This window comes from Bacillus sp. FSL L8-0167 (assembly GCF_038630295.1).
In the GTDB taxonomy this organism is placed as follows: Bacteria; Bacillota; Bacilli; order Bacillales; family Bacillaceae; genus Bacillus; species Bacillus safensis.
Genome location: NZ_CP152027.1, coordinates 886,077 through 908,416 on the forward strand (window position 1 = coordinate 886,077; position 22,340 = coordinate 908,416).

The 22,340-nt window shown below is 42.4% G+C and carries 19 protein-coding genes; 16 read left to right on the forward strand and 3 right to left on the reverse strand.

What is annotated here, in order from left to right; translation table 11 throughout:
* Positions 1–45 precede the first annotated feature (45 nt).
* Complete coding sequence (locus MHB66_RS04485) at positions 46–426, forward strand: hypothetical protein (protein ID WP_046310343.1); 381 nt, start codon at positions 46–48, stop codon at positions 424–426.
* A gap of 34 nt (positions 427–460) precedes the next feature.
* Here MHB66_RS04485 and MHB66_RS04490 read toward each other — a convergent pair whose 3' ends face one another.
* Positions 461–859 carry a hypothetical protein gene (locus MHB66_RS04490; protein ID WP_024426613.1) on the reverse strand — a complete coding sequence of 133 codons (399 nt, stop codon included), beginning with the start codon at positions 857–859 and terminating at the stop codon, positions 461–463.
* A 151-nt stretch (positions 860–1,010) separates the two neighbouring features.
* Between MHB66_RS04490 and MHB66_RS04495 the strand changes: the two genes are divergently transcribed.
* Both MHB66_RS04495 and MHB66_RS04500 read left to right on the forward strand, forming a co-directional pair.
* A complete protein-coding gene (locus MHB66_RS04495) occupies positions 1,011–1,517 on the forward strand; it encodes a YhcN/YlaJ family sporulation lipoprotein (protein WP_034282294.1) in 507 nt (168 codons plus the stop codon).
* A gap of 156 nt (positions 1,518–1,673) precedes the next feature.
* Complete coding sequence (locus tag MHB66_RS04500) at positions 1,674–2,546, forward strand: hypothetical protein (RefSeq protein ID WP_046312191.1); 873 nt, start codon at positions 1,674–1,676, stop codon at positions 2,544–2,546.
* A gap of 24 nt (positions 2,547–2,570) precedes the next feature.
* Here MHB66_RS04500 and MHB66_RS04505 read toward each other — a convergent pair whose 3' ends face one another.
* Positions 2,571–3,215, reverse strand: a complete 645-nt coding sequence (locus MHB66_RS04505) for a spore coat protein (RefSeq protein WP_034282292.1) — start codon at positions 3,213–3,215, stop codon at positions 2,571–2,573.
* A 144-nt stretch (positions 3,216–3,359) separates the two neighbouring features.
* On the opposite strand from MHB66_RS04505, the gene MHB66_RS04510 reads away from it, so the two are divergent.
* The 3 genes from MHB66_RS04510 to MHB66_RS04520 all read left to right on the forward strand — a co-directional run bounded on the left by MHB66_RS04510 (position 3,360) and on the right by MHB66_RS04520 (position 10,343).
* The gene (locus MHB66_RS04510) at positions 3,360–6,740 is read left to right on the forward strand and encodes a CheR family methyltransferase (protein WP_046310346.1); all 3,381 of its coding nucleotides are present in this window, start codon (positions 3,360–3,362) and stop codon (positions 6,738–6,740) included.
* An 86-nt stretch (positions 6,741–6,826) separates the two neighbouring features.
* A complete protein-coding gene (locus MHB66_RS04515) occupies positions 6,827–9,730 on the forward strand; it encodes a 5'-nucleotidase C-terminal domain-containing protein (RefSeq protein WP_046310348.1) in 2,904 nt (967 codons plus the stop codon).
* Between the two features lie 46 nt (positions 9,731–9,776).
* Positions 9,777–10,343, forward strand: coding sequence for a class D sortase (locus MHB66_RS04520; RefSeq protein WP_046310350.1), 567 nt, complete (start codon positions 9,777–9,779; stop codon positions 10,341–10,343).
* Between the two features lie 38 nt (positions 10,344–10,381).
* Here MHB66_RS04520 and MHB66_RS04525 read toward each other — a convergent pair whose 3' ends face one another.
* On the reverse strand, positions 10,382–11,290 hold the full coding sequence (locus tag MHB66_RS04525; RefSeq protein WP_046310354.1) for an RluA family pseudouridine synthase: 909 nt from the start codon (positions 11,288–11,290) through the stop codon (positions 10,382–10,384).
* A 109-nt stretch (positions 11,291–11,399) separates the two neighbouring features.
* Between MHB66_RS04525 and MHB66_RS04530 the strand changes: the two genes are divergently transcribed.
* From MHB66_RS04530 to glpK, 10 genes are all read left to right on the forward strand, one after another.
* Entirely contained in the window at positions 11,400–11,747 is a 348-nt protein-coding gene (locus MHB66_RS04530; protein ID WP_041116937.1) for a DUF5365 family protein, read from the forward strand.
* A 309-nt stretch (positions 11,748–12,056) separates the two neighbouring features.
* A complete protein-coding gene (locus MHB66_RS04535; RefSeq protein WP_034282284.1) occupies positions 12,057–12,722 on the forward strand; it encodes an HAD family hydrolase in 666 nt (221 codons plus the stop codon).
* Positions 12,723–12,737: 15 nt separating this feature from the next.
* Positions 12,738–14,276: a bifunctional GNAT family N-acetyltransferase/carbon-nitrogen hydrolase family protein gene (locus MHB66_RS04540; protein WP_034282283.1), complete on the forward strand. Its 1,539-nt coding sequence runs from the start codon at positions 12,738–12,740 to the stop codon at positions 14,274–14,276.
* Between the two features lie 126 nt (positions 14,277–14,402).
* Entirely contained in the window at positions 14,403–14,819 is a 417-nt protein-coding gene (locus MHB66_RS04545) for a VOC family protein (RefSeq protein ID WP_046310357.1), read from the forward strand.
* Between the two features lie 80 nt (positions 14,820–14,899).
* Positions 14,900–15,817: an AEC family transporter gene (locus MHB66_RS04550; RefSeq protein ID WP_046310359.1), complete on the forward strand. Its 918-nt coding sequence runs from the start codon at positions 14,900–14,902 to the stop codon at positions 15,815–15,817.
* 33 nt (positions 15,818–15,850) lie between these two features.
* Positions 15,851–17,443, forward strand: coding sequence for a PucR family transcriptional regulator ligand-binding domain-containing protein (locus MHB66_RS04555; RefSeq protein WP_046310361.1), 1,593 nt, complete (start codon positions 15,851–15,853; stop codon positions 17,441–17,443).
* 255 nt (positions 17,444–17,698) lie between these two features.
* A complete protein-coding gene (locus MHB66_RS04560; protein ID WP_046310363.1) occupies positions 17,699–19,039 on the forward strand; it encodes an aspartate aminotransferase family protein in 1,341 nt (446 codons plus the stop codon).
* 157 nt (positions 19,040–19,196) lie between these two features.
* Positions 19,197–19,754 (forward strand): glycerol-3-phosphate responsive antiterminator, encoded by a 558-nt coding sequence (locus MHB66_RS04565; protein ID WP_024425304.1) that lies wholly within the window; start codon positions 19,197–19,199, stop codon positions 19,752–19,754.
* 214 nt (positions 19,755–19,968) lie between these two features.
* Positions 19,969–20,784 carry an MIP/aquaporin family protein gene (locus MHB66_RS04570; RefSeq protein ID WP_046310366.1) on the forward strand — a complete coding sequence of 272 codons (816 nt, stop codon included), beginning with the start codon at positions 19,969–19,971 and terminating at the stop codon, positions 20,782–20,784.
* Positions 20,785–20,799: 15 nt separating this feature from the next.
* Positions 20,800–22,296: a glycerol kinase GlpK gene (gene glpK / locus MHB66_RS04575; RefSeq protein ID WP_034282273.1), complete on the forward strand. Its 1,497-nt coding sequence runs from the start codon at positions 20,800–20,802 to the stop codon at positions 22,294–22,296.
* Positions 22,297–22,340 lie beyond the last annotated feature (44 nt).

Below are 22,340 nucleotides of genomic sequence, written 5' to 3' on the forward strand. Positions count from 1 at the left end.
AAAAGGATAATTAATAAAAATTTTAATGATGAGGAATTGAAGAAAATGCGGGGAAAACGCTTTCCAGATCAAACGGACTGGCTTTCTTTTTTTGAAAAAATGCCAGATGCCGGATTTGAAAAAGAAATGCCGGTTGAATATCAAGATTTGACGTTTCGGTTCGAGAATCAGGAGGAGCGATTTGTTGTGAACATGTCGCTTGCTATGCAGGAGTTTACCTTAAAGGTCGTTCGAAAAAAGACCGAATCCGTTTTTGGAATATATGATTTTAAAACAGTCCAGCATGTAGAGATTAAAAAAGATCGGAAGGAAGAAAAGGAGCTGTTGCTGATATTAGAGCATCATGACGACTTCATCACAACAATCGAAATCACATTTCTACCTTCCTTTTGTCTTATGGTCAAAGAACATTTTTCAGGAGAATAAACAGGAGCCTCTTTTTATGAAGGCTCCTGTTTTATTATTTGTGCTCGATGTCATTGATGACTTGCTGGATCGATTCATCATCCATCACATTCATCACACTTTCATCAATGTGAAGAGATTGCGCATAAGATTCTCTTGGCTGATGAGTTCTTGATGGTGATTGGTGCTGGTTCGTTTGATTTGGCTGGACAGCTGTGAATGCCTGCTTGATCATTTGGCCAACTTCACCTGTTCCTTTTGATTCCTTATGTGAGCGGGACTCATGACGAGATGAATCTTGGTGCTGATGGTTTGCGCCTTTCATCATTGAAGACATATTCATTTGTGTCATGCTTTTCAGTCTTCTTCGTAAAACCGGGGAGAATAATGCAATGATAGCTGTTGATACTGCGATCATTGCGCCAGTGCTCATACCTTTTCTTTTTTTAAACAAACGAATCCCTCCATTTGATCGTGATGATCTTTCATCAAGTTTAGGATGACCAATCACAGCTGAATTATGAATTCATTTTGCGGAAAGAGAGGATATGTGCATAAAAAGCCGGCTGGATGAAAAACCTATGAGCAAAAGGAGGGAATAATTGATGAATAAGAAATGGATGCTATCTTTACTGCTCGTGCCAACATTAATCACCGCTGGGTGTGGAATGAACAACCAAGGCGATGAGCGTAGAGGAACAATGAAAAGGCAGTATGAAAATGTCACATATAAAAATGACAACATGAGACAGGATCAGCCAGATGTTCAAACACCTCAGAAGGTCAAAGTGGCAGATAAGGCGTCAGAGCTTGTAGCCAATATGTCTGAAGTGAAGACAGCAAACGTGCTTGTCACAGGAAAAAATGCATTTGTTGCCGTTGTACTTGAAGGCAATAAAAGCGGTGATGTGACGGACGATCTGAAAAAGAAAATTTCAGACAAAGTCAAATCAACGGATCAACAAATCGACAACGTGTATGTATCTGCTAATCCAGACTTTGTCGATCGTATGCAAGGTTATGGAAAACGTATTAAAAGCGGAGAGCCGATTTCAGGATTTTTCGATGAATTTACTGAAACGGTTAGACGTGTCTTCCCTGAATCAAAATAGCTACGACAAAAGCCGTATGTCATATGCGGCTTTTTTGTTTGGAACCGCACCTCGCGCACCTGACTGCATAAAGTAAAAAATATATCACCTCTTGTTGATCTTTGTTTCTTCATAGAGAGAGAAAGAGAGTGCAGGATGAATTCAGGTGGGGAGCAAATGAAAGCAGGGCCGTCATTGATTCATAAAAAACTTGTAAGCGGGATGATTGCAGCAGGTCTGATTTTTTATGCTTTCACCGCGTACTTGATTTATGTTGCGTTTCAGCTGACAGGACAATATTTGGAGCAGTCTTCTCCTAAAACGGTTATCACGGAGGGACTCAATAAGCAAGTCTATGAACATATTCGAATCTACTATGCAGAGGAAGAGGATGCTTTTGTTGATCTGACAATAGAGGCCATGAAGCAGGCAGAGAAGAGGACAGCGTCAGTGTTTCAATTTGAAGCTGACAGACCTTTAGACGTTATTTATTTTGATGATAAAGAGACGATCGAACAAATTGCTGGTATTAAGCATATTACGGGATTTTACTCCGATCATGATCAAATGATTGGGTTATATCCAGATAAACGGGAAGCATTATTGAAGAAAGAGACACTGCCTTTATACTTTTTCAATACGCTTTTTATTCATGAGTATGCTCATTTTGTTTTCTATGAAAAGGTCCATTCATATGAAGTATCTCCAGGCATTTTTCCGCTTTGGTTCCACGAAGGAACAGCAGAGTGGACGGCCTATGACGTGTTAAATGCTACGTCTGAACGTTTCGATGTGATTCCCTTCCAATCTCTTTATTCTGATCAAGACTGGCAGAACTCCCGGGTAACGTATGAGACAGATGTCTATTTACAAAGCTATTATATGATCTATGAGCTGGTGCAGCTTTACGGACGAGACGTCATACATGAGATCATGGAGGAGACTGCGAAAACGGGCCAATTTGCTAGCGGTTTTGAACAGGCGACGGGGGAGAGGCTCACAGATTTTGAAGAACAGTTTAAAGTGATGTATCAAAGAAAAAATGGCTGACCAGAGAAGGGGTCAGCCGTTTTTTTAATGAAGCGGTTTTTGTTGATCTGCCTTGCTAGGAGGCATTTGAACCTGCCCCTGAAGCGGTGCAAAAGCTGACGTCATGGCTGTCATATCTTGTTTGGAAAGCTGAGGAACTTGATAGTAGCCATGCTTGTTTTGATACAAGAAAATTTCATATGCCATTTCGATAAAGTTCGGAATCTGCGCAGCAAGCACACGTCTGACAACAGGATTTGTTACTTCTAATGCGGACATGGAAAGTAGCCCAGCGTGTGATTTGACTAGGCTGAGCATATGTCCTGTGATGCCTAAGTCTTTTACATCCTGTAATGACTGATTCGGCTTCTTCGGCTGAGAAGGTTTGATTCCGTATGTCACTTGTGTGTGTTCTTTCATCATATAAGTAGCGGTTTCTTCACTAGGCTTTTGGCCTGTAGAAAAACAATCTACAGTGACATTGTACTGTGATAAAACGAACTGATATTGTCGATCCAGGATGTCGCATAATGCAGGATCTTGAATAAATTGCCGCAGGATCATATATTGATCCAAAATATTAATCGTGCCGGCTAAAATTTCATGTAAATCGAATAACTCATGCCCGCCATGGTTGAGCTCAGGCTGCTGAGCGCTTCCTTGAAACATTGGCTGCTGATCGTTTTGCATTGATATTCCTCCTTCTGTTTATACAATCTGTTTTAATGTGAGGATATTTTCTCGTTTTCATGCAAAAAACATTATTTACAATTAGAGGGTTTTCTTTCTTTTTGTCGAAAAAAAGTATCAGACGAATGAACATGGGGGTACCAGATGCAGGACAAAATCATTAATCGTTTGATAGAAGACGAACATGTGCAGGCACCAGTGATCGGCATCGGTGTTTCGCCGTTTGAACAGCATCATCTTGAGGCTTTTTTTCAATCGTTGCCACATGAATTAAATGCCTCTTTTATTGTTGTGCAAAATCACGTGACAGGCGATTGTATAACAGATTTGGAAGCACTTGTTTTACCGATTGGCTACCGGGCAAAAACGATTAAACATGGTGAGAAAGTCATGAAGAAGACCATCTATTTTTGTCCGCAGCATGCGGCTGTGACGTTAACAGAAGATCATCGGCTTCATGTATCTGAGCAGCTGCCAACAAACAAGGGATGCTCTGTCGACTCGCTTTTTAAGTCACTTGCCAGTGTTCAAAAGGAAGAGGCGTTTGCGATCTTTTTTCAAAAAGGTCATTGTGTGGGGAGTGGATTGCTTCGGTTGGTTGAGCAAGGCGGTACAGCGTTATCGTGCAGTGAGGTAGAGAGTGGTTTTGACAGCATGTATCATCACACATTCAAAAATCCATCCACCCTTGCAGCTTATATGGCCAATATCATCAATGTCCCGCATGCGGATGAGACGGATCCAGCTTTACTAAGAATCATTGAACGTCTCGAAATGTATAAAGGGATTGCCTTTTCAACCTATGAAAAGAAAAGGCTGCTTTCTGTTATTCAAAAACGCATGCGCACTGCAAACGAACCGATGTCATTATTAACAGAGTACGATCGTTTATTAGAAAGAGAACCAGATGAGCTTGACCGCCTGCATGCCCAGCTCCTAAGCGGCACGACTGCTTTCTTTAGAGATATGGAGGCTTTTCGAGTATGTGAACAGAAGGTGATCCCGTCAATCATTGACCATTCGATGAACAACGGGAAATCTCGGTGCCGAATTTGGATTGCGGGATGTTCGACAGGGGAAGAAGCTTATTCTTTTACGATTTTATTTTTAGAAGAAATGAAGCGAAGAGATGTGTCCATTGAACTTCAAGTCTTTGCGACAGATATCAACCGAAAAGCCATTCAAATAGCTAGTAAAGGTCTTTACTCGATAGAGTCTATGGCAAGCATACCGGAAAAATGGCGGGCGCGATATTTCGAAAAAAAAGGTGACGCTTTTATTGTGAAGCAGTCGCTTAGAAAACATATTGTTTTTGCTCCTCACAATTTATTGATTGATTCACCTTTTATCCACCTCGATTTTATCAGTTGCCGAAATGTTCTGATGTACTTTGAGCCAGAAGTACAAAAACGAGTATTATCCCGATTCCAATATGCTTTAAAAGATCAAGGGGTGTTAATCTTAGGGCCAAATGAAACTGTTCCCAATATTCCTCGATTGTTTCAATTGTTCAATGAGAAGTGGAACATTTACACCTATTCAAATGTTCCTGCATCTAGTGTCCCTTGGGTATATGACGCTCGTGATGCCGAGTTAAAAAAGCGAGCTGCACAATATATGGAAGAAGTGGGCGGAGAATATGACGCATGCATGGTGATCAATGATTGTGACAAAATTCTGGCGATGTCAAATGGGGCCTATTCCTTTTTAGACCGTACAGAAGTGTCAGATCAATCATGTGAATATGTCACACCTGATTATTTGAAAGAGATGTTGAGTCAAACCTTTCAAAAGGTATGGACGGACGAGACAGAGGTTGTGTTTCAGCATGTCCTCATTTCGGAAAAAGGAAAAAAACAGTATGCGGATTTTATTGTAAAGAGTTTTGATCACCGTTTTAAAGGGGTATACGTCATTCTCATTCGAATGAATGAGAGAGGGAAAATTCAAAAGAACAGCAGGGAAAAAGGGATGCCAGATCAGAATTCAGTTTATCAGCAGCGTATTGTCGATTTAGAAATTGAACTCAATGAAATTAAACAAAAAGAGCAGGAGGCAAGGGCTCAATTAAAAGTGAAAAACACGCAAATAGCGGAGCTTGAGAAAAAACATGAACATTTTATTAATATCATAAACAACTTAAGGGTAACAAGGGAAGAACTGTATAGACCTTCTGTTAAGCCTCAGCTTGCGACGTTGTTTGTGGACCGGGACATGAATATTCGCTATTACACTCCTACAGCCGCCTCTTTATTTACTTCAGCACAAATAAGGCAACAGCAATCCTTTCAGGCGATGGCTAAAAAGCTTACACAGGAAACACTCTATCATGACATACAATCGGTTATCTCGGACAGGCGCGTCATCGAACGAGAAATTGAAACGAATGAAGGAGAACAATTTACTGTTCACATCACACCTATCTTTGATCAAGATCATGAGGGAGCGGTGATGACGTGGATTAAAATGACGGAAATGACAAAAATCAAACAGTCACTCCATCTAGCGGTAACAGCACTGGATAACAGCCATATCCATATTGTTGTTGCAACTGAGGAAGGGGTCATTCAATGCGTGAATCAGCGCTTTTGCCAGTTTGTACAGCAGCATGAATATAACCTGATCGGCAAAGATATTTTTTCTGTCTATCATTCGCTGTGTCAATGTGATGATTTAGAAAAGCAATGGGACGTTTGTTTAAAAGAAGGCAGCTGGACTGGTGAGCTGTACTTTCAGGATTTATCAGGCCGTGAACGATGGGAGAGAGTCTCTTTACACCGAATTGATGATCCTGACAAAATGCAGTCAACCGTGATGCGGATTTCAGAGGACATTACCAATCAAAAGCAGTCAGAGAAGATGCTGATGAAGTCCGAGATGCTGTCCGCAGTTGGTCAGCTTGCAGCCGGCATCGCCCATGAGATACGAAACCCGCTGACGTCGTTAAAGGGATTTTTACAGCTGATGATTCAAAGTAAGAAATATCAGAAGGATTATGCAGATGTGATGATGTCTGAATTTAATCGGCTTGAAGCCATTATTAATGAATTCCTTGTGCTCTCTAGAAGCAAATCGGTGAAATTTGAGCCGGTACATGTCAATCTTCTGCTCGAAGAAGTGATCATGGTCGTTGAATCACAGGCGGTTTTAAAAGGCGTGTCTATTCAGAAGAATTTGTCTCCGTCGCTGCCAAACATTCAAGGTATACCAAATGAGCTGAAACAAGTTTTCTTAAACATTCTTAAAAACGGTATTGAAGCGATGGATGGTGTGACAGGTGTCATTCAAGTCACATCCGTATTGGAACATAATCAGATGATGCTGATTTTTGAAGACCAAGGTAAGGGCATACCAGAAGAAGAACTAGGGAAACTGGGTGAACCTTTTTATACAACGAAAGAAAAAGGGACTGGTCTTGGTTTAATGATGACGATTAAAATCATTGAAAGCCATGGCGGCAGCATTCGTTTTGAAAGCAAAAGCTTTGAGGGGACACGAGTGATTATTACGTTTCCAATGAGCTGACAGACATAAGATTTACAAGAAATCCATCTACCATCAATATTTACTTAGTACACTATGATAGATAAAGCTCGGAAGGGGAGGGTCTAATGAAACGTGTTCGATCCATTCGAATGATCTGCTGTCTGGTTTTAGTGATCTTTAGTCTGCAATCCTTACTGCCTGGCATGATTACAGCAGAACAAGCCATTGCGTCTGAAAAGAAGGAAACGGTTTGGAACCAAAAGAAGCCAATGAAAATCAAGAAAGCCCGTCTGCTGATCGGAGAAACGGTGACGGTGAGTGGAATTGTGACAGCAGACCAATCGGCTATAGGCAATGGGAAACTGTCAACGTACATTCAAGACAAATCAGCAGGAATCAATATTTATTCAGCACAGCCCAACAACTTCCCAGAACTGAAAACAGGCATGAAGGTGACAGTAACGGGGAAGATCACGTCTTATAAAGGACTGATTGAAATTGTGCCGGATCGAGGTGCCCTGAAGGTAGATGCTGTCAATCAAACCTTGCCAAAGCCAAAGCGAGTCTCACTGAAACAACTAGAAACGGATCAGGCACATAAACATGAAGGAAAACTTGTGAAGGTCAAAGGCTATGTTGAATCAAAGCCAGAGCAGCCGGCTGGCGGTGGATATAATGTCGTGATCATTGATAAAAAATATCACAGCACCATCCTTAGAGTGATGGTGGATACAAGTGCCATTGATGAAGTAAAGACAGGGAAATGGTATGAGTTTACAGGAGTTTTAAGCAGATATGATACGCTGCAGGTGCTTCCAAGACACAAGGGTGATGTCAGTCTGCTGAAACGCCAGCCAAAGCCGCCAAAAATCAAGAAAGAATACGAGGCAACGGTTGACCGGGTAGTGGATGGTGATACGATTCATTTAAAGAAGCCTGTGCTTGGTACAACAAAGGTGCGCTTTGTGAATATGGACACGCCGGAAACGTATCATAAGCCAAAAAATGAATTAGATCAAAACCAGCTGCGTTTTGGACAGAAGGCGGCGGACTATTTAAATACGCTGCTTTCAAGCGGAGATAAAGTCACATTAAAGATTGGTCCTGAAGCGAAGGACGACTATGGACGTCTTTTAGCTCAAGTGAAAACCAAAAAAGGGGTCAATACGAATTTAGAGCTTGTGAAAAAAGGATATGCTCCTACGTATTTCATCTGGCCGGTTGGAGATGAAAAGGACTATCAGATGTTCCAAAAAGCGGTCAAAGAGGCGAAAGAAAAAGGGCTGGGCATTTGGAATGAAGCGGATCCGCTGCTGGAACAGCCGTTTGAATTTAGAGCACGTGAACAGAAAAAAGGACTGACACGCTACGTCGGTGATTCATCAGCGAAAACCTACGTATCGCCTGACAGCTGGAAAGAAATCGCTGTAGATAAACGCATCTTTTTTGCTTCAAAAGAAGAAGCAGAACAGGCTGGCTATCAGACGGCAGAGGAAGCTGAGGAAGTCCCATTAACCATTTTAAGCATGAATGATTTACACGGGAAAATTGATCAACAATACGAGCTGGATCTAAAAGGTGATGGCAATAAAGGAACGTATGGACGGATGGATTATGTGGCGGCTTATATGAAACAAAAACAAGCAGCAAACAAAAATACGATCACAGTTCACGCCGGAGATATGATTGGGGGCAGCTCTCCAATATCGTCTCTTCTGCAGGATGAACCAACTGTTGAACTCATGGAGAACATTGGCTTTGATGTTGGCACGGTCGGCAACCATGAATTTGATGAAGGGGTGGACGAGCTATTACGGATCATAAATGGCGGAGATCATCCTAAAGGCACAAAGGGATATGACGGACAGAATTTTCCGCTCGTTTGTGCAAACTGTGAATACAAGGATACAGGTAAACCACTTTTACCTGCTTATGAAATCATGGATGTCGAGGGAATTCCTGTAGCATTTATCGGTGTTGTGACAAAGTCAGCCGCAGGAATGGTGATGCCAGAAGGGATTAAAGACATTCAGTTTACAGATGAAGTCAAAGCCGTTAATGAAGCCGCGAAGGAATTAAAACAAAAAGGGATCAAAGCCATTGCGGTCTTAGCTCATATGACAGCCTCTCAAAATGGAGATACCATCACTGGAGAAAGTGCGAAGCTTGCCAAAGAAGGCGATGATGAAATTGATGTCATCTTTGCGGGGCATAATCACGAAGTGGTAAACGGAGAGGTCAATGGGAAATTAATTGTCCAAGCCTTTGAATATGGGAAGGCCGTTGGCGAAGTCAATGTAACACTTGACCGCAAAACGAAGGATATTGTCAAAAAGAGTGCAAATATCCAGTATGTAGACCAGTCTGGTATTGAAAAGGACAAGGAAGCAGCCGGCATCTTGGCTCATTACGGAAAAGAAGTTGAGCCGATTATTAGTGAGGTAGTTGGAGAAGCTGGTGTCAAAATGGAAGGCGGCTATTCAAATGATGGAGATACGCCGCTCGGTAATTTGATTGCTGATGGTATGAGGTATTCTATGAATAGTGATTTTGCCATGATGAATGGCGGCGGCATCAGGCAAAACCTTGAAAAAGGGCCGATTACGTGGGGAGATCTGTTTAATATTCAGCCTTTTGGCAACGTCTTAGTTAAACTTGAGATTAAGGGGAAAGACTTGGCTGAGATCATTGAAGCGCAAATTTCTCCTCAATTTGGACCAGATTATAGCATTTCGGGTTTTTCATATTCCTATGATCCGGTAACATATAAAGTAGTCGACTTAAAGCTGCCAGATGGATCAGACGTTGCGCTCGATCAAACGTATACACTCACGGTGAATAACTTTATGGCAACTGCAACTGGCAGTAAGTATGCACCGATAGGAAGGCTGGGGAAAAATCCTGAAACAGGTCCAGAGGATTTAGAAGCCACTGTCGCTTTTGTGAAGAGCTTTGAAGGAGCTTCCATTGTGTATCAAAAAGAGGGACGCATTCAAAAAGCAAAACAAGAAGAAAATGCAGCAAGCTAAAGAGCGTTTCATCTAAGAGAAATGTAACAGGTAAAGGAGTTTAAGCATGAAAAAGTGGCTTGCACTTACTGTGATGACAGCAGGAATTGTCTTGCTCGGCTGGGGAATTTGGCAAATCGCCTCTACACACCTTCAAACAGCACAATCATTAGAAGCCGCGAAGAAATCGGTAGCGGACGATCAAAGGATGTCAAAGAAGCAGTTTTCTCCTGAAGTGGGGAAAGCCTCTGGCATCCTGACGATTCCGAAATTAAAAGCAGAGCTTCCCATTGTCGAAGGGACAGATGCGGATGATCTTGCCAAAGGAGTCGGGCATTACAAAGGCAGTTATTACCCTGATCAAAAGGGACAAATCGTCCTATCTGGCCATCGTGACACGGTATTTCGCCGAACAGGTGAGCTGGATATTGGGGATCAGCTGAAAATCACTGTGCCGTATGGTGAGTTTCTTTATGAAATCACACATACGAAAATCGTGGATCAGCATGATACATCCATTATTACTTTGCAGAATGAAAAAGAAGAGCTCGTGTTAACGACATGCTATCCATTTCATTTCGTCGGCAATGCACCAGAGCGATATATTATTTATGCAAAAAGAGCATCTGTCTAATGAAGAAAGAGCCTGCATTTAATCAGCAGGCTCTTTTTTTAATGAATGATCTCGTCCATGAGCTGAGCCATATCTGGTGGAAGCGGTGCTTCTATGCTCAGATGCTCACCTGTAAAAGGATGTGTCATGTCTACTTGTTTGGCATGGAGAGCGCATCTGTTGATATGATGGCGAGCACCGCCATAAAGTGAATCCCCGGCTAAAGGATGCCCAAGACTGCTAAGATGGACACGAATTTGATGTGTTCTTCCGGTCTCAAGTTGCAGCTTAACCGCTGTCATTTGCAGACGTTTATTAGTGTCCATAACCTGAAAATGAGTCACAGCACTTTGACCAGTAGGAGAGATTCTCCGTCTGACGGCATGATGCTTGTCACGGCCGATCGCTGCATCGATCGTGCCTTTCTTTTTCTTGAAAAGTCCTTCTGCGATAGCGATGTAAGTTCGGTTGATCGTTTTTTTAGAAAGCATTTGATCAAGTACTGCATGAGCTAATCTGTGTTTAGCAAAAATGACCGTGCCGCTTGTGTCTTGATCGAGTCTGTGAATATGTCTCACTCGCTTTTCCTCGCCATTTGCTTGAAAATGAAAGGCCACAAGGTTTGCCAGTGTGCCCGTTTGTCCCTTTTCATTCGGGTGCGTTGGTCGTCCAGCGGGCTTTTGCACAATCAATAAATGCTCGTCCTCAAAGAGCACCTCTAATTCACCATATTCTGGCGTCACATCACTTTCTTCCGTTTCAAATAAATCGATCAGGATGTGATCGCCTGTACTGACTTTTGCCGCGTGATGGGCAGGCTTTTGATTTAAACGTATTTTTTGATGCTCCATCCAAAAATGGATAATCGGTTTTGAGGCCGATACTGCTGTTTTTAAAAACTGACTAAGTGAAGTGTCATGATGCTGCTTACCTGCTTTTAGTGAGAGCGTGTGCCCGTTAATATTCATAATATCCGTTCCTCTCTTTGGGTATATATAGGAAACACTTACCTTGGCGAACGCCTTTTTTTCTGTGCTATTCTGAATGGAGAACTAACGACAGAGAGGTAGATGCCACGTGAGAATAATGAAAGCTGCTACAGACCTGCAAGAGCAGGCAATTGAAGAAATATCAAAGGATGTTGAAGATCTTCTATCCCATGCTGTCGGTGAAAACCCAGCTGCGCGTCAACAAGAACGCCCGCTGACCTTTGTTGAAGGGGTTTATAACGGAACGATGGACGATGCTTTTCGTATTTTATCGGGACTTCAGCTATTACATACCATTATTGTAAAACCTAAACGCCATATGACAAAGCGTGATCGTGAGCTATTCGAGCGAAACCGTGAGCAGGTCAATGCATGCGGCTTTTCTTTTCCGTTTGATTTAGACGATTTTGCCAGCCGCCGCCTTCAAAATGCGTAAAAGTTGGTGTGAACTTCCTTGTTAACTTACAAGGCTGCCGCACATACTATTTTTAAGGGAACGGAGAAACCTTTAGATCTGTAATACCAAACCCGCTCTTTTTCAACATTGCCTATTTCTCCACGAATCGGAGCGCTTGGACCTCTTGCAGAATAAACCGAACACGGGTAGGAGCCTGACAAAATGGTACAGGCTCCTTTTATACATAATTATTTTAGCAGACATTCATCTTTGAAAGTCAATTTTATTCACGATATGATAGCATTGAGTATCATATTAAAGACTTTCGTAAAAAAAGGAGTGGCCTCGTTGGTAAAGGCGATTATATTTGATTTTGACGGATTAATTTTAGATACAGAAACACATGAATATGAAGTTTTACAAGAAATGTTTGCAGAGCATGAGTCGGAGCTGCCTCTTTCTGTATGGGGTAACGTCATCGGGACTCAGGCGGGCTTTAAGCCTTTTGAATACTTAGAAAAGCAGCTAGGAAAGACGCTCGATCATGAGGCACTCACAGCGGACCGGCGTTCTCGTTTTCAAAAGAGAATGAAGGATGAATCAGCACGACCTGGCGTAGAAGCTTATTTACAGGCAGCGAAGGAGCTTGGAATCAAGATTGGACTTGCTTCCAGCTCAGACTATAAATGGGTGTCTGATCACCTGAAGCAAATTGGTCTTTTCGATTACTTTGAATGTATCCGTACGTCAGATGATGTGGAAGAAGTCAAACCTCATCCAGAGCTTTATTTGCAAACCGCAAGCTGCTTAGGTGTAGAGCCAAAGGATTGTGTGGCATTTGAGGATTCAGTGAATGGATCAATTGCTGCCAAACGGGCAGGCATGAAATGCGTCATCGTCCCAAACAAAGTGACGAGCACGCTGCAGTTTGAAGAATATGATGTCAGATTAGAATCCATGGCTGAAATCGAATTGCTCCAGCTATTCCATCAGCTTGAAAAAGAGGATCAGTAAGGGGGCAAAAACATCATGGCAGAAAAACTCGATTTAACGCGGTTTGAAAAAAGAATGGTGATCCGTAATATCCGGGAAGAAGATATTGACCGAATCATCGCCTTGCAGGAGGTATGCTTTCCGGGCATGGACCCTTGGAAACGAGAGCACCTTGAAAGCCATCTTGAGCATTTCCCAGAAGGTCAGTTTTGTGCTGAATTTGAGGGAGAAATCATTGGCTCTTGTTCAAGTTTATTAATTAACTTTGATGAATACGATGACCGTCATACTTGGCAGGACATCACAGATGATGGGTACATCACTAACCATAATCCAGATGGGATGAATATGTATGGAATTGAAGTGATGGTTAGTCCTGAATACCGCCGCATGAAAATTGGCCATCGTTTATATGAAGCAAGAAAAGACTTAGCGAGAAGATTAAATTTAAAAAGCATCATCATTGGCGGACGCATCCCGAATTATCATAAATACCAAGAGGAAATGACGCCTCGTCAATATGTGGAGCAGGTCATGCTTCACCAAATTTATGATCCTGTTTTATCTTTTCAGCTGTTAAATGAATTCAGCCTCATGCGGATCAATCCGAATTACTTGCCGGATGATAAGGCATCGAGCACATATGCGACGTTAATGGAATGGAATAATGTTGATTATCGTCCGCAATCGAAAAGATTTTATAAATCGGCGTTCCCAGTTCGCATTTGCGTCATTCAATATGCGATGAAACAAATTCATTCCTTCGAGGAATTTATGAATCAGGTGGAGTATTATGTTGATGTCGCATCAGATGCGTCAGCTGACTTTGCCGTATTCCCAGAAATTTTTACAACGCAGCTCATGTCTTACTTAGAGGAGCGCTCCCCAAGTCTTGCAGTTCAGCGGATCACGGAATATACCGAGGATTACATTAATTTGTTTACAGACCTTTCTGTGAAGTACAACATTAACATCATCGGCGGATCACATTTCGTTGAAGAGGAAGGGAAAATCTACAATATCGCTTATTTATTTAGACGTGATGGAACAATTGAAAAGCAATATAAGCTCCATATCACACCGAATGAAAGAAAATGGTGGGGGATTTCAGCAGGTGATCAGGTTCGGGTATTTGATACAGACTGCGGTAAAATTGCGATCCAAATTTGCTATGATATTGAATTTCCAGAGCTTGCTCGGATTGCAGCTGATAAAGGAGCGAAAATTATTTTTACGCCGTTCTGTACAGAAGACCGTCAAGGCTATTTAAGAGTGCGTTACTGTGCACAGGCTAGAGCGGTTGAAAATCAGATTTATACCGTGATTTCAGGAACTGTCGGAAACCTTCCGCAAACCGAAAATATGGATGTCCAATATGCACAATCAGCGATTTTTGCCCCATCTGACTTTGAATTTGCAAGAGATGGAATTGTAGGAGAGTGTAATCCGAATATAGAAATGGTTGTCGTTGGCGATGTCGATTTAGAAATTTTAAGAAGACAGCGGCAAGATGGAACGGTACGTCAGCTCAAAGACCGAAGAAGAGACGTGTACCATATTGAATATAAGAAATAATGAAGGAAGCGCCTATTGTTGAGGCGCTTCTTTTGATGACATCAGATTTTTTCAATTGACAAAGGGATGCTGGAGAAAAAGCCGAATATACTGAAAGGAGATTATGTGTTCAAAAAGGAGAGGAACATGGGGCGACAATCTAAACATTTGTATATCAATTTGCCGGTAAATCATGTGAAGGAATCTATCGCTTTTTTTGAGCGGCTGGGTTTTGACTTTGAGCAGCAGTTCACGAATGATCAGGCGGCCTGTTTGGTCATTGATGACACGATCACCGTCATGCTGTTATCTCTTAGGCATTTTCAATCCATTTCAGAGAAACAATTAGTGGATGCAAAAAAAGCATCAGAGGTGATAATCTCTATGCGCGTTCATTCACGGGAAGAGGTCGATGAGCTGGTGGAGCAGGCGATGGCAGCAGGCGGGTCACCGTTTAAGGAAAAGCAGGATCATGGGTACATGTATGGCTGGAGCTTTCAGGATCTTGATGGTCATTTGTGGGAAGTATTCTATATGGATGAAGAGAGAAGCGGCCTTTCATAAGGGTGCTTCTTTTTTATTGTTTAACAGTGGTATGATAATGAGGAAGAATAGGAATTCATCTAGAGAAAAGTAGGTGCAGCATGGAGTTTTTACTTGTCTTACTGCCAGTGTTCGGTATCTTTCTTATCGGATATATTGGGCAGAAGGCCATTGGTTTTGACATACATACGCTCTCATCAATGTCTTTATATTTAATGTCACCATTTCTTGCGTTTGAAACCTTTTATCAAAACAAAGTATCGATGGACTATGTGTACCTATCTATTTTTGTCGTCGGACTTTGTCTTTCACTTGTTTTATGCGTTTTTATTTTATCTCGTATTTATGGTTATTCGAATGAAATGTATTGTGCCATGATTCTGTCGTCAGCCTTTATGAACAATGGGAATTACGGCACACCCGTTGTCCTGCTTGTCTTCGGAGCTGCTGGTTTAGATATTGCCATCGTTTTAATGGTACTGCAGCAGCTTGTCATGAGTACAATCGGTATGTATTATGCAGCAAAGGGCGGAGAGGATGCAGGAGATGGAAAGGTTGTGCTGAAAAAAGTGCTGCGTATGCCGGTTGCATATGGGGCACTCCTCGGTCTATTATTTCAGCTGCTTGATCTTTCATTACCTAGAGAGGTGATGACGGGTGTCCAGCTTGTGGGGGATGCCGCCATACCGACGATTATGCTTATTTTAGGCATGCAGCTCGCCGTCATTTCTTTTAAGCAAGTGGATTATCGAAATATTTCTTATGCTGTATTGCTGAAGCTGTTTATCTCACCTCTCATCGCATTTGGTTTTACGCTCATTTTACCGGTAGATGATTTGGTGAAACAAATTATGATCTTAGTTGCAGCCATGCCGACAGCAGCAAATACCACGCTGATGGCTGTACAATTTCGAACGAAGCCTGAGTTTGTCTCAAGCACGACATTTCTCAGTACCGTTTTAAGCATCGTGACATTACCAGTTTTATTATGGATTTTATCTATGCACCCTCTGGGATAGGGGATAGGCGGCAAAACAAAGGGGGACATATCAATGAATGCAGATGTTCATTTTCAAGTGAGTGATGTGTTGAAAACAAAGTATTTTGCCCATGCAAAAGTGTTAGCAGGAGAAAAGGGATTGTTTCGGCAGGTCAAATGGGTCCATGTGCTAGAAGTGCCTGCTGTAGAAGATTTGTTAAATGGGGGAGAGCTCATACTAACAACAGCCGCAGGCTTTCATGATCAATTGGATGTGTTTCAAGCATTTTTAAAACAGCTGATCGATTCTGGTGCGGCAGGCTTGTGTATTGAATTTGTTCCGCTCAGATTCGATGTGCCGGAAGAACTGATTGCGTATGCAGAAGAAAGAGATTTTCCGCTGATTCTGTTTACAAAAGAAGTGAAATTCGTCAACATTACACAGCATCTCCATACGAGGATGATTGAACGCCAGTATCAAATGATGGCTGATTTAGAAGCACTGTCATCAAAGCTGAATGAGCTTTTGCTGACTCCGCATCCGCAGATGGATATTTTGGATCAAGTGTATCAGCACGTAAGGGGCATTCTTTTACTTATTCCTGTTCAGGGGGAGCCGATTATTTTATGTGATTCCTCTAAACAAACCGAAGAGCTGGTCATGAATTATTTACAGTTTGCTTCCTTGCCAAAAGGATATGAAGTGACCAAAAAAGAAGTGCTTGCACTCAAGCAGACATTTGCAGACCTTGTGCTCATTCATCAAACAAACACACTCTCAGAATTCGAACTGCTCGTTATGGATAAAGGAGCAAATGCTCTTGCCCAGCAAACGCTAAGAGAGCTTTATACAGAAGAATTGAAGAAGACAAAAGAGAACGAATGGCTGCAAAAATGGTTCCAAGAAGAGCATTCAGAAAGAGATATTTTAGAGCATCTTGAAGAAACAGAAGGATTGAAAAAACCAACCGGCTGTGTGGTCATGCTCTTTCAAAAGCATCATCAAATCGAAGAAATTGCAGGAAATCTTTATTTTCTCGTATCGTGCCGCTCCATCTTTCAGCGAGCAGGTTTCCACTTGATTCCGTATGAGCATCAAGGACAAACCTTGTTTATTTTATTGAACACGAGAAAGAAGGAGGACTGGAAAGAGCGTGCAGAGAAGGCGGCAGCTGACATCAAACAATTGTATGATCGGGAGCAGCCCCGCGGAACTGTGATCAATTTTGGCATCGGTCCATATTGTGAACAGTTTCAGCATATGAGAAAAAGCTATCAAGCAGCCAAAGAAGTGCTGCATATAAAGAAAGTGATGCCCCAGCGGGTGGAAAGCCCATTTTATCAAGATTTGCATATGCTCCGTCTTATGCCTGTCATGCAGGAAAGCGGACTGCTTGAATGTATGGTGAAAGAGTATTTGGAGCCTGTGATTTTATATGATAAGCAAAATAGCGGAAGACTCTATCAAACGCTGAATATCTTTTTACAGACAAACGGTTCTAAAAAGGAAACTGCAAGCCGGCTCTATATTGTCAGGCAGACCCTTTATCATAGACTCGATAAACTGCATGCATTGCTTGGCGAGGATATGATGCAGGCACCAAAACGACAGGCGCTTGAATTTGCGATTCTTGCATATGAATTCCTGCAAGGAAATCGCCGTTAACAAGGTATGTTAGATTTGCTAAGGCAACCGAGTAGAGTGTCTTATGGTTCTTTTCAATCAGTTGACGATCTGTCTAATGTAATCAGCCCGTCCCCTTTTTTATAATGAAAGTAACGATTGGTTCTCTCTTACGGGCGGCCTAGTTTCAGTTTCATATGCCTCCCTTTTCATCCATATAATGAATGGAGAGGCAGTGTGCTGCTGAACCGGTCTAAGCTTCTTTAATGATGAAAACGGATACATGGGGGCGGGAAGATGAAAATACATGAGCAGGCTCAAAATCTTCAGGCGAAAGATGATCAGTTGATCTGGCATCATATGAAAGGGACAAACAAGGAAAATGAAAGCATGGTCATTCACGAGGCAGAAGGCGCATGGGTGACTGATATTCATGGGAATCGCTATTTAGACGGGATGTCAGGTCTTTGGTGTGTAAATGCCGGTTATGGCAGAAAAGAGCTGGCAGAAGCGGCATATAAGCAGCTAAATACAATGCCTTACTATCCGCTGACGCAAAGCCATGTGCCTGCGATTCAGCTGGCTGAAAAGCTAAATGAATGGCTTGGCGGGGACTATGTCATCTTCTTTTCTAACAGCGGTTCTGAAGCCAATGAAGCCGCATTTAAGATCGCCAAACAATATCATGCGCAAAAAGGAGAGAGCACAAGAACAAAGTTCATCTCCAGGTATCGGTCGTATCACGGCAATACAGCAGCAGCCCTTGCCGCAACCGGGCAGGCGCAGCGTAAATATAAATATGAACCATTAGGTCAAGGCTTTATCCATGTCGCACCGCCTGATATGTATCGTCATCCTGAGGATCAAGATACATTGGCAAGTGCGGCGGCAATCGATCAAGCCATGACGTGGGAACTAAGTGAGACCATTGCTGGGGTCATTATGGAGCCGATTATTACGGGCGGCGGTATCTTAATGCCTCCGAAAGGGTATTTGAAGAAGGTCAAAGACATCTGTGAGGCTCATGGAGCGCTTCTCATTGTGGATGAAGTCATCTGCGGATTTGGCCGGACAGGGAAGCGGTTTGGTTTTATGCATGAAGATGTAAAGCCGGACATCATCACAATGGCAAAAGGGATCACAAGCGGCTATTTACCTCTTTCTGCAACGTGCGTGAAACGAGAAATTTATGAAGCGTACGCAGGGGAAGATACGTATGACAGGCTGCGCCATGTAAATACATTTGGCGGTCACCCTGCTTCTTGTGCGGTTGCACTTGCCAACCTAGAGATCATGGAAAACGAGAAATTAGTAGAACGGTCTGACACGCTTGGGCAAGACATGCTCGAACGTTTGCAAGAGTTAAAAGAGCATCCATTTGTCGGTGATGTCAGAGGGAAAGGCCTGCTGTTTGGAATTGAGCTTGTCCAGGATCAACAGTCCAAAAAACCAGCTGATCCACAGGTTGTCGGTCAATTGATTGCTGAATGTAAAAAACGCGGACTGATCATCGGGAAAAATGGTGATACGGTTGCCGGCTATAATAACGTTGCCCAGCTTGCACCTCCGCTAAATATAACAGCCGAAGACGCTTCATTTATTATCAACACGCTAAAAGAAAGCATGGCACAGTTATAGCAGAGAGATTTCTCTGCTTTTTTCTATGGGAAGAGCACATACATTAAGATCTGCTAGGTGAAATCGGCATTGGATACACTAGGTGTATTGAAAAATAGAAGAGATTCTATTACTGTTAGGAGAAGACTGAACCAAAACACTTAGAAGGAGACGGCATATGAGTTTTCATGATCAACCCATTCTACCTGCTGTTCGCAATATGAAGCAATTTGAGGAATTTTTAAAAAGTCCATTTACATATGGGGTCTTACTTGATGTCCATTTAGGCCGGCTAAAGGGCATCATGAATGAGGCAAATGCTCATCATAAAAAAATGTTTGTTCATGTCGATCTCATTCACGGGATCAAACATGATGAGTATGGAACGGAATTTATTTGTCAGGAAATGAAGCCGGCAGGAATTATTTCTACTAGGTCTTCTGTCATAGTAAAAGCCAAGCAAAAGAAGGTATATGCCATTCAGCGAATGTTTTTACTTGATACAAGTGCCATGGAAAAAAGCATGGAGTTCGTAGGGAAACATCGCCCAGATTTTATTGAAGTATTGCCAGGGGTTGTGCCGGATTTAATTACAGAAGTGCGCGAGCGAGCTGGTATTCCAATATTTGCAGGCGGGTTTATCCGCACAAAAGAAGATGTAGAAAGAGCACTTGAAGCAGGAGCTACAGCTGTGACAACATCGAATACAGCCCTTTGGAAAGCGTTCCAAAAGTGAAAAAGATAAAATGTGAAAATTGATTGACAACGTTTTCATCCTCTGATACTATAGCACTAAGTTAATATCATGTGATGGAGAAACGGAGATCCACAACAGCGCTTTACTAGGTGACAAATGACCCTGATGTAAAGTATGTTTGTTGTGGATCTTTTTTCTTTATCTTTTTTACACATTCATAGGGGATGGCAACTGAACCAGAGGAGGAATTTTCATGACACCATTTTGGGGTGAAGTCGTAGGTACAATGCTTCTCATTATTTTTGGAGGCGGTGTATGTGCGGCAGTCAATTTAAAGAAATCGCTCGCATATCAGTCCGGCTGGATTGTAATCGCTTTCGGATGGGGATTTGCAGTAGCCATAGCAGCTTATGCAACAGGTGGAATCAGCGGAGCGCATTTGAATCCAGCACTAACAATTGGGCTTGCGCTTGAAGGAAGTTTTCCTTGGGCTGATGTACCAATGTATATTGCCGGTCAAATGTTTGGCGCATTAATAGGAGCTATTATTGTCTTTTTACATTACTTACCGCACTGGAAAGCAACAGACGATCCAGGTGCAAAGCTGGGTGTATTCTCAACTGGTCCTGCGATTCCGCATACTTTTGCAAACGTACTTAGTGAAGTCATCGGTACATTTGTATTGGTTCTAGGAATCTTAGCGATTGGTGCAAATAAATTCGCAGACGGAATCAATCCGCTGATTGTTGGATTCTTAATTGTGGCAATTGGTCTTTCATTAGGTGGAACAACTGGTTATGCAATCAATCCTGCACGTGATTTAGGTCCGAGAATTGCACATGCGATTCTGCCGATTCCAGGTAAAGGTCCATCGAATTGGAAGTATGCTTGGGTGCCAGTCGTTGGTCCAATTTTAGGCGGCGCATTTGGCGGTGTTTTCTACAATGCAGCCTTTAAAGCGAACATCACTCCAGCCTTTTGGATTGTAAGCGTTATTTTAGTTGTGGTATTGTTAGGACTCTATGTCTCTACGAAAAATCAAACAAATGCTGTAAATGAAAGTATGTAAGGGGAGGAAAACATCATGGCAAAAGAAAAATATATTCTCGCTTTAGATCAAGGGACAACAAGCTCAAGAGCGATCTTATTTGATCAAGAAGGCAAAATTGCCCATACAGCTCAGAAGGAATTTAATCAATATTTTCCGAACCCAGGCTGGGTAGAACATAATGCAAATGAAATTTGGAGCTCTGTTCTATCCGTCATTTCAACTGCTTTAATTGAATCAGGCATTGAAGCAGATCAAATCGCCGGTATCGGAATTACGAACCAGCGTGAGACAGCAGTTGTTTGGGATAAACATACAGGCGCACCCGTTTATAATGCAATTGTTTGGCAGTCTAGACAAACGTCTGGCATTTGTGAAGAGTTAAAAGCGCAAGGACACAATGAAACGTTTAGAAATAAAACGGGTCTTCTCATTGATGCTTATTTCTCAGGGACAAAAGTAAAATGGATTTTAGATAATGTAGAAGGTGCTCGTGAGAAAGCAGAAAATGGTGACTTGCTGTTTGGCACAATTGATACATGGCTCATTTGGAAGATGACAGGCGGTCAATCACACGTTACAGATTACTCCAACGCGTCAAGAACATTAATGTTCAACATTTACGATCTGAAATGGGATGAAGAATTACTTGATATTCTTGGCGTACCTGCTTCTATGCTTCCAGAGGTGAAACCATCCTCACACATCTATGGTGAAACAACAGACTATCACTTCTTCGGCAGAAATATCCCGATTGCAGGAGCGGCGGGAGACCAGCAGTCTGCACTATTCGGTCAGGCTTGCTTTGAAGAAGGAATGGCGAAGAACACGTATGGTACAGGATGTTTCATGTTGATGAATACAGGGGAAAAAGCAATTAAGTCGGATCATGGTTTACTAACGACAATTGCATGGGGCATTGACGGTAAAGTTGAATATGCTTTAGAGGGAAGTATTTTCGTAGCTGGTTCAGCGATTCAGTGGCTGCGCGACGGACTGAGAATGTTTAAAGACTCAAAAGACAGCGAAGCCTATGCAAAGCGCGTTGAGTCAACAGAGGGCGTATATGTCGTTCCAGCATTCGTTGGTCTAGGCACACCATACTGGGACAGTGATGTCAGAGGCGCTGTATTCGGATTAACACGCGGTACTTCTAAAGAGCACTTTGTCCGTGCAACATTAGAATCACTTGCTTATCAAACGAAGGATGTTTTAGATGCGATGGAAAAGGATTCAAACATCTCATTAAAAACGTTGCGTGTGGATGGCGGAGCTGTAAAGAATGATTTCTTAATGGGCTTCCAAAGTGATTTGCTGGATGTACCAGTAGAGCGTCCAGAAATTAATGAAACGACGGCACTCGGTGCGGCCTATCTTGCGGGAATAGCAGTTGGCTTCTGGAACGACCGTTCAGACATTGCAAAACAATGGAACCTTGACAAGCGCTTTGACCCTAAAATGGAAGAGGACAGCCGCGACTCGTTATACAGCGGGTGGAAAAAGGCTGTAAAAGCAGCTCAAGCTTTCAAATAAACCAAAAGTATGGTATACTTCAAGTAAGTTAATAGAACGGTTGG